At 67.2% G+C, this 6,178-nt stretch carries 8 protein-coding genes and 1 pseudogene; 4 read left to right on the forward strand and 5 right to left on the reverse strand.

Going from position 1 to position 6,178, the window contains the following annotated elements:
• Window positions 1-51 precede the first annotated feature (51 nt).
• Entirely contained in the window at window positions 52-285 is a 234-nt protein-coding gene (locus AOZ49_RS07400) for a hypothetical protein (RefSeq protein WP_054432335.1), read from the forward strand.
• Window positions 286-391: 106 nt separating this feature from the next.
• Here AOZ49_RS07400 and AOZ49_RS07405 read toward each other — a convergent pair whose 3' ends face one another.
• From AOZ49_RS07405 to AOZ49_RS07415, 3 genes are all read right to left on the reverse strand, one after another.
• Complete coding sequence (locus tag AOZ49_RS07405) at window positions 392-985, reverse strand: BPSL1445 family SYLF domain-containing lipoprotein (protein WP_054432336.1); 594 nt, start codon at window positions 983-985, stop codon at window positions 392-394.
• 247 nt (window positions 986-1,232) lie between these two features.
• Window positions 1,233-1,487: a hypothetical protein gene (locus AOZ49_RS07410; protein ID WP_054432337.1), complete on the reverse strand. Its 255-nt coding sequence runs from the start codon at window positions 1,485-1,487 to the stop codon at window positions 1,233-1,235.
• A gap of 193 nt (window positions 1,488-1,680) precedes the next feature.
• Window positions 1,681-2,544, reverse strand: coding sequence for a MurR/RpiR family transcriptional regulator (locus AOZ49_RS07415; RefSeq protein WP_054432338.1), 864 nt, complete (start codon window positions 2,542-2,544; stop codon window positions 1,681-1,683).
• Window positions 2,545-2,700: 156 nt separating this feature from the next.
• Here AOZ49_RS07415 and AOZ49_RS07420 point away from each other — a divergent pair, with 156 nt between their 5' ends.
• The 3 genes and pseudogenes from AOZ49_RS07420 (at window position 2,701) to AOZ49_RS07430 (ending at window position 5,021) form a co-directional block, all read left to right on the forward strand.
• Entirely contained in the window at window positions 2,701-3,699 is a 999-nt protein-coding gene (locus AOZ49_RS07420; protein WP_054474758.1) for a Bug family tripartite tricarboxylate transporter substrate binding protein, read from the forward strand.
• A 10-nt stretch (window positions 3,700-3,709) separates the two neighbouring features.
• A pseudogene (locus tag AOZ49_RS07425) lies at window positions 3,710-4,664 on the forward strand (succinylglutamate desuccinylase/aspartoacylase family protein).
• The gene (locus AOZ49_RS07430; protein WP_054432341.1) at window positions 4,665-5,021 is read left to right on the forward strand and encodes a hypothetical protein; all 357 of its coding nucleotides are present in this window, start codon (window positions 4,665-4,667) and stop codon (window positions 5,019-5,021) included.
• Window positions 5,022-5,040: 19 nt separating this feature from the next.
• On the opposite strand, the gene AOZ49_RS33915 is transcribed toward AOZ49_RS07430, so the two are convergent.
• Both AOZ49_RS33915 and AOZ49_RS07440 read right to left on the reverse strand, forming a co-directional pair.
• Window positions 5,041-5,544: an ankyrin repeat domain-containing protein gene (locus tag AOZ49_RS33915; RefSeq protein ID WP_054474759.1), complete on the reverse strand. Its 504-nt coding sequence runs from the start codon at window positions 5,542-5,544 to the stop codon at window positions 5,041-5,043.
• Window positions 5,545-5,596: 52 nt separating this feature from the next.
• Window positions 5,597-6,031, reverse strand: a complete 435-nt coding sequence (locus AOZ49_RS07440; RefSeq protein WP_006394076.1) for a GNAT family acetyltransferase — start codon at window positions 6,029-6,031, stop codon at window positions 5,597-5,599.
• Window positions 6,032-6,178: the final 147 nt, after the last annotated feature.

A 6,178-nucleotide genomic window follows, 5' to 3' on the forward strand; every position in this document is an offset into this window, starting at 1 on the left:
CCGGTTCCGGCCGGCGCCGGCGTCCCTCCATCGCTTAGCAAGGAGCACACCATGCCTGAAACCGAATGGTTCCCCGGCAGCACGCTACCCGATCGTCAGGGCTACTTCGAAGTGGCGTTCGACACCGGCGAAACCGAAATCACGCGCTACGGCATCCTGGGTTGGGAACCCGCCGAGGAACGCGGCCGCATCCTGCGGTGGCGCGGCCTGGATCCGAAGATCGAAGCCGCCGAAATCGAACGCGAGAGCGCGGTGCGCAATCACGGCGACGACATCCTGCGCTGACGCGCCAACCCGGACAAAAAAAACGCCGCGGCTCGCACCGCGGCGTTTTTCATTGCGCCAGGCATCGGCAAGACCCGGGACGCGATGGCCCGGGTCCGGATGATCCCTACATATCGATCTTCGCGATCTTGGTGCCTTCCAGCGACACACCCGCCATCAGGCCGCCGTTGTTGAGCACGAAGCCCACCACCGGCTGCTGCGCGGTGTTGGTGTCGATGCGGCCGTTGGCGCCGATGTTCACCACTGCCACCGTGGCGTCGGCCCCCACCGTCCAGCCATTGCTGTTGCGGAACTTGTTCAGGGCCTCGTCCGTCATGAACAGCACGAACATCGCCTTGGACTGCGCGCCCGCCTGGAAGCCGATCGAGCCGGCCGTGGTGCTGTAGTAGCCGGCATTGGCGCCGTTCACCCGCAGCACGCCCTTGCCGTGTTCAGCGCCGATGAAGAAGCTGCCGCTGAGCACATCGGGGAAGATCAGCACGCCCTTGGCGCGCGCCACCAGCTCCTTGGATTGAGGCGAGGCTTGATAGAGCTTGCCCAGCGAGGCGTTGGCCGCGCTATTGATGGACTGCCGCTGCTCTGACGCCGAGGCGCTCGATTGCGGCGACGTGGTGGTGCAACCGGCAAACAACAAGCCGGCCACGCCGATTGTCGCGGCGGCCATGCCGGCGCGGCGGAAAAGAGGAAAAGTGTCGAACATGGAACTCTCCTTTTTTGTTGTCATCCGTTATCCACTGTACCGGGACGCGGCCGCCGCGCAAGGCACATGATGTGATAAACGAAACAAAACCTACATCACGCCCGACCCGGCTTTCGCGCCGGGCGCCACGCGCGATGCAATCCAGCGCATTTCCGGCCTGCCGCCGGCGGCAACATTTGGTATGGCCGGCCGCGTCTCGATACCTGGCTGCAAGCGAATCGACATCCCGTCGCGATGCTCGCATTTTTCAGAGAATGCCGTAGCGCGGCTCGCCCGTCGCCGGGTCGACCGACACGATGCCGGACAACACCAGTTCAGCGTGCCGCCGGGCAACGCCGGCATCCACGAAGGTCACGAAACGCGGCAGGGACCAACGCTGCTGGAAGTGCGCCTCGCCGGGCCGCGACACGCTGATTTCTATCGCCAGCACCCCGGCATCGAGACTGACCACTTCACACATCACTTCGAAGCCGTCGATGTGACGTTGCGGCCACGGGTTCATTCCTGTGCTCCTGAATCTGCTCTACCCGGCCGCAATATAAAAAAAATAATTTGGCTTGAAAAGCCTTGTTTTCAAGGGGTTATGGCGTACTAGATGGACTGGTGCGAAGGCACCTGGACAAACACGAAAACCCCGTGAATTCGGGGTGATTCCAGGCATTTCAGGACTTGCGCGCAAACCGGCGCGCGGCGCGTCAGCGCGCCGGCGGATGAATCCACTGCGAATCCCACAAGGCCTCGCCGCGCTCCAGCGTCGCGGCCAGTTCCTTTTTACGGCGCAGCGCCACCGCTGCCAGCAACGCATTGCAGATCGACAGCGCCGCCACATGGGAATCGAACGGCGATGCGCTCGACGTGCGAGCCAGCAGCACGTGGTGTGCCTGCGCGGCCGCGGGCGCGGCCGCGGAATCGGTGATCAGCACCACCTTGCCGCCGCGCTCGCGGAACACCTTGACGGCATTGGCCGCCGCCACCGAATAGCGCCGGAAGGTGAACGCCAGCAGCACGTCGTGCGGTTGCAGCCAGAGCAACTGGTCTTCCAGGAACAACGGCCCCGACGCCGCCATCGCCTTGACGTCGGGCAGGCACAGGTTGAGATACAGCGCCATGTGATTGGCCAGCGGCGCCGCCTGGCGCAGGCCCAGCACGTGCACGCGCGCGCGGCGCTGCGTCAGCAGCCGCACCGCCGCCTCGAACGCCGCCACGTCGATCGCGGCAAAGGTCGTCTCCAGGTTGTGCTGGTCGTGCAGCAGCGCATTGCGCAGGCAGGCCTGGGCCGAGGGATTGTCGACGCTGACGGCGTCGGCGCGCTCGCCCGGCGAGGCCAGCAGCGCCGTGAGTTCGGCGCGCGCCTGCATCTGCGCCTGGGCATAGCTGTCGTAGCCAAGCTTGGCCAGCAGGCGCACCACGGTCGACGCGCTGGTGCCGACCCGGCGCGCCAATGCCGTCGCGGATTCGAGCAGGCCCTGCGGGTAGCGCGCCTGCATGTCCTCGACCAGGCGCTGTTCGGTCTTGGTCAGTTTCCGGTCGTAGGCGGCGATGCGTTGATGCAGATTCATGATGGCAAGGTCCCTGGGCCGGTTCACACCCAAGGCAGCCTCGCGCGGGCCCTAGGTGATAACCCCAAATTCAACAACGTTCATTGCAGACTATATTTCGTTCTGCAACGCCCGTTGCAGAATAGACCGAACTGTCCGTCACCACAAGAGAGCGTCATGAAGCACCCCTCCGAGGCCGCATCGCCCGCCCGCCGCAATCTGCTCATCGCGGGCATGGCCGCCGCCCTGCTGCCGCTGTCCGCGCGCGCCGACGCCTATCCGTCGCGCCCCATCTCCCTGGTCGTGCCGTTCCCGGCCGGCGGCTCGGTCGACCTGGTCGGCCGCCTCTACGCCGAAGTGCTGGGCAAGATCCTGGGCGTGACCGTGGTGGTCGAGAACCGCGACGGCGCTGGCGGCGCGATCGGCAGCCAGCGCGTGGCGCGCGCCAAACCCGATGGCTACACCCTGGTCGCGTCGTCGCAAAGCTCGCATCTGGCCAACCCGCTGATGCATCCCAACCTGGGCTATGACCCGATCAAGGATTTCACTTCCATCTCGCAGCTGGCGCGCACGCCCAACGTGCTGGTCACCAGCGCCGCCCTGCCCGTCAAGGACTTCGCGGAATTCGTCGCCTACCTGAAGGCGCATCCGGACGATGTCCACTTCGCCACCGCCGGGGTCGGCAGCATGGGCCAGTTGAACGCCGAGCTGCTCAAGCACACCCTGCAACTGCGCGCGGTGCACGTGCCCTACCGCGGCGGCGCGCCGCTGCTGAATGCGTTGCTGGCCAACGAGGCCCAGTTCGCGCTGGACAACCTCGCGCCCTTCCTGCCGCACATCCAGAGCGGCAAAATGCGCGCGCTGGCCGTGGCCGCGCCCACGCGCCAGGAAGCCTTGCCCGACATTCCCACCTTCGCCGAGCTCGGCTATCCGGTGCTGAACGCGATGTCGTGGATCGGCCTCGCCGCGCCGGCCGGCACCCCGCCCGAGATCACCCGGAAACTGCTGGACGCGGTGCAGACCGCCGCGCGCCAGGACGGCACCGTGCAGTCCCTGGAAAAGAGCGGCGCGCTGCCGCCCGAACTGCAGACGCCCCAACAATTCACCGACATGATGTCGCAGCGCCTGGCCTTGTATAAAGACCTGATCGACCGCGCCGGCATCCGTCCGGAATAGGAACCCCCACATGACCCACCCCGCTTTCGCCCCCGACACCGCGCCGCTCGAAGTCCTGCCGCGCGATCTTTCCGCCTATCGCCAGGGCAACACCGGCATCGACTACGTGCACCGCTTCGAATCCGGCAAGCCCGGTCCGCACGTGCTGGTCAACGCCCTGACGCACGGCAACGAGATCTGCGGCATGGTGGCGGCCACGCACCTGCTCGATACGGGCGTGCGCCCCAAGATCGGCACGCTCACCGTCAGCTTCGCCAACATGGAGGCCCACAACGCCTTCGACATCGACAACCCCTACGAAAACCGCCAGCTGGTCCACAACCTGAACCGCATCTGGTCGCCCGAATGGCTCGACGGCAGCGAGCAGAGCCCGGAACTGCGGCGCGCGCGCGAACTGCGGCCGGTGCTGGACGCGGCCGACTACGTGCTCGATATCCATTCGACGCGGGCGCCGGTGCAGCCGTTCTGGGTCTATCCCGAGATGGACCGCAACACCGCGCTGGCCGCCGCCGTCGGCGCCCCCGCGGTGCAACTGGTGATGCCGGCCGGCCGCTTCCCCGGCACCGGCGTGCTGAACTACGGCCGCCATGGCGATCCCGCCTCGAACAGCGGCGGCGCGCTGGTGGTCGAATGCGGCCAGCACTTCGCGCAATCGGCCGCAACGCTCGCCACCGACGTCACGCTGCGCTTCCTGGCGCACCTGGGCCTGATCGACGCCCCCGGCCAACAGCGCGCCGGCGGCGCCCGCGCAGCCGTTCCGGCTGCTCGAGGTGCACATGGTCAAGTCCGAGGACTTCACCTTCACGCGGCCGCTGCTGGGCTTCGAGGTCTTCAACCAGGGCGAGCTCATCGCCATCAACGCCGGCGAGGAAATCCGCTCGCCTTGCGACAACTGCACCATCTTCATGCCGACCCGCATGCCCATCGTCGGCCGGGAAGCGGTGTACCTGACCGAGCCGATGTAAATGTGGGAGCCCCATCCCTGGGACCTGGACGACGCCGCCGCTGACATCCAGCGGCAGGGTTTCCATGTCCGCGGGATGGTGGCCGTCGGCTGGCAAAGCATCCCGTTCGGCGACCTGCCGGCCGAGGGACTGTTCGGCCTGACCGCGGATCAACTGCGCTCGGCCGAAGCCGTCTGCCATGCCGCCGTGCAGGACGAGCATTGGGTGCTGACCCAACGGCTCTGGCATGGCTTTCCCGATCCGCCCGAATGGGGACTGTGGACCCGACCGCGGGACGCGGCCGGACAACCCTGGACATCCTGGGGCCAGTTCGCCCATCTTCCGCCGGCGTGGCGCCTGCCGCCCGGCGTCGACTGAGCGCGCGGGGCGACGGGCTCTACGCCTCGGGGAACGCCGGCTCGGCGCCCTCCTCCTCCAGCAGGTCCGCCACGTCCTGCGCGCCCTTTTCGATGGCCCAGGCCCAGGCGTTCCAGCCTTCCTCGTCGCGGCGGTCGGCCTCGGCGCCATGCGCCAGCAGCAACGCGGCGATGGCGGCATTGCCGCGCGCCGCGGCCGCCATCAAGGGCGTGCCGCCATCGTCGGACGCGGCGTCCACGTGCGCCCCCGCCTCGAGCAGCACGGCCACCAGCTCCAGGCGCTCCCAGCCCGCGGCCTGATGCAATGCGGTCAATCCATGTCCCGCCCGGCAGGCCGTGTCCGCACCCTGCGCCAGCAGCAGGCGCGCCGCCTCGGCCGCGCCGGCGGTCGCCGCGCAGAACAGCGGCGTGGCGCCGAACGCATTGCGCGCGTCCACCGTCGCGCCAAGCGCCAGCGCCTGCGCCACGCCCGGTGCGTCGCCGGCCGTCGCCGCTTCCAGCAATTGTTCGTCTGGTGTCGTCATGAAAACCCGTTATCGGAAAAGAATCGAAGGCGCTCATTAGACACCGCCCGGCTCACAGATCGGGAATCAGGCGCTTGCCCAGGCTGATCACCTCGTCCTGCTGGAACCCCAGGCTGGCATAGAAGTCCTTGACCGCCAGGTTGCCGGCGCGGATCAGCAGGTTGATCTTGGGGCAGCCCATCTCCAGGAACTTGCGTTCCAGCGCCCGCATCAACGCCGACGCATAGCCGCGGCGCTGATGCGCCGGCGACACCGCCAGGTAATTGACCCAGCCGCGATGGCCGTCATAGCCGCCCATCAGGGTGCCGACGATGGCGCCGTCCGCCTCGCCCACCAGGAACAGGTCGGACTGCACGGTCAGCTTGCGCGCCACGTCCTTGCGCGGATCGTTCCAGGGGCGCGTCAGCCCGCAGTCGGTCCACAGCTGGATAATGGCGGCTTCGTCCGCCGGATGAAAAGACCGGATGGCCAGTTCGGGATGCTTCATGCTTCGTTCCTCTTGAAGGAAAAACGAAGGCCGGGCGCTACGCCTCGATGGCTGGAAAGCAAAGCGCGCATGCCGCGCAAACAAAAAGGCCACGAGGGGTATCGTGGCCTTCTGGAGGGAACACCGGGGATCCGGCGTTCGAACACG

The organism is Achromobacter sp. 2789STDY5608615, from assembly GCF_001298995.1.
Taxonomy (GTDB): domain Bacteria; phylum Pseudomonadota; class Gammaproteobacteria; order Burkholderiales; family Burkholderiaceae_B; genus Achromobacter; species Achromobacter insuavis.